Here is a 1,483-nt window from a genome sequence, read left to right on the forward strand (position 1 = left end):
CATCCGATTCCGAAACGGGCCTCGTCCCCTCAGGCCAAAGCCGGATCCGGATAGGCAAAGGCGCCGCCGCCTCCGAATTTCGGCGGAGTGGCTGCATAGGCAGGACAGGGTGGCGGATCATCGTCGTCATCGCGCCGCCTGCGGTACAGGACGCGCGTCCAATTCCGGAACGCGGGCCGGTTCCGCCGGCTTGGCGGCTTTCGCCACAACCCTGTGGGCTGCGTGGTGGAAGCATCCGCATCGTCGCTCGCGTGGAGGGCCTTCAGCGCATGCAGAATTTCATCGACCTCGACAAGAGAGCCATCCTCAAGTTGGCGTATCGAAGGCGATCCGGGAACTGCGTGCGCATCCGACGCCCAGGAAGCCAACAGGGCCCGCTTCTCGTCGGCACTCATCCTCGGGTCTGCAAGAACTTCATCGGGCCGCTGGAATATCGGATGTCGCGAAAAGTCAGCCGCGTCGCGGCGGGTTTGGTCATGGCTGGTAAGGTGTGTCATCTCCGTTTCTCCGCAATCGGCGCCTCCCGGCCACGACCGGGAGGCAAATCGCAGGTTGAGGTGTTTCGGACTCAGGCGGCCTTGCGCTGCGGCTCGGTGTCCTGGCTGATCTGCTTCTTCTTGCCAACATCATCAGCGGCGGTAACACGCTCGGACCCAATGGCGATGCGGCGGGGCTTGAGCTCCTCGGGAATCTCGCGCGCGAGATCGACCGACAGCAGGCCATTCTGCAGCGTGGCGCTCGCCACTTTGACGTGGTCGGCCAACTTGAACACCTGCCGGAAATTTCCGATCGCGAGGCCCTGATGGAGGACTTGCCGGTCGCCCTGCTCGGGCTTTTTCTGGCCGGTCACGATCAGCTCGGGGCCGTGCTGGGTCAGCTCGACCTCTTCCGGGCTGTAGCCGGCGATCGCCATGGTGATGCGGTAGTCGTTTTCGCCGGTCTTCTCGATGTTGTAGGGCGGCCAATCTGAGCGCGCGCCATTGTCGAGCATGTCGAAGAGCCGGTCGAAGCCGACCGTCGAACGGTAGAGAGGGGTATAATCGAAGCTTCTCATAGCCATATCCTCCGTAAAGCAACATGGGTAACAAGCAACGCCGCAGCGTCTCTGCGACGCCAGAACCGTCGGGCCGTAGCCCCGACGGCAATCGATTTGGGAACACCCAAAATGACGTTCAAGGGGGCGGCGAAATTTTTTCGAGAGGGCCGAAGCCACGCCCGATCGTCCATTCCGGGCGTCATTCGCGAGCAAATTGAACCGGAAGAGTCCGGCTGCGTTCTTCGATCCATCACGGGAGAAGGCAATGGCGAATTCCCAGACGACGCGTGGCCGCAATCAGGACCGGGCAAGAGTTGCCGAAGGGCAGGATCACGAGGTCCGCTATGAGGGGCAAGACCGGCGCCAGCAAGGCAGAGGTGAAGCGGCGGTGAAATCGGTCGGCAACAGCCGCAAGAAGGTCGAGAACAAGCTGGACAAGCCCTGAGC

The 1,483-nt window shown here is 62.3% G+C and carries 3 protein-coding genes; 1 reads left to right on the forward strand and 2 read right to left on the reverse strand.

Annotated features, from left to right (window positions below):
- Positions 1-29 precede the first annotated feature (29 nt).
- Together ACODTY_RS23980 and ACODTY_RS23985 are read right to left on the reverse strand one after the other, a co-directional pair.
- Complete coding sequence (locus tag ACODTY_RS23980; protein ID WP_488996678.1) at positions 30-497, reverse strand: hypothetical protein; 468 nt, start codon at positions 495-497, stop codon at positions 30-32.
- Between the two features lie 71 nt (positions 498-568).
- On the reverse strand, positions 569-1,054 hold the full coding sequence (locus ACODTY_RS23985) for an Hsp20 family protein (RefSeq protein WP_488996679.1): 486 nt from the start codon (positions 1,052-1,054) through the stop codon (positions 569-571).
- Between the two features lie 247 nt (positions 1,055-1,301).
- On the opposite strand from ACODTY_RS23985, the gene ACODTY_RS23990 reads away from it, so the two are divergent.
- Positions 1,302-1,481, forward strand: a complete 180-nt coding sequence (locus ACODTY_RS23990) for a DUF3606 domain-containing protein (RefSeq protein WP_488996680.1) — start codon at positions 1,302-1,304, stop codon at positions 1,479-1,481.
- Positions 1,482-1,483: the final 2 nt, after the last annotated feature.

Source organism: Mesorhizobium sp. FG116 (assembly GCF_057809835.1).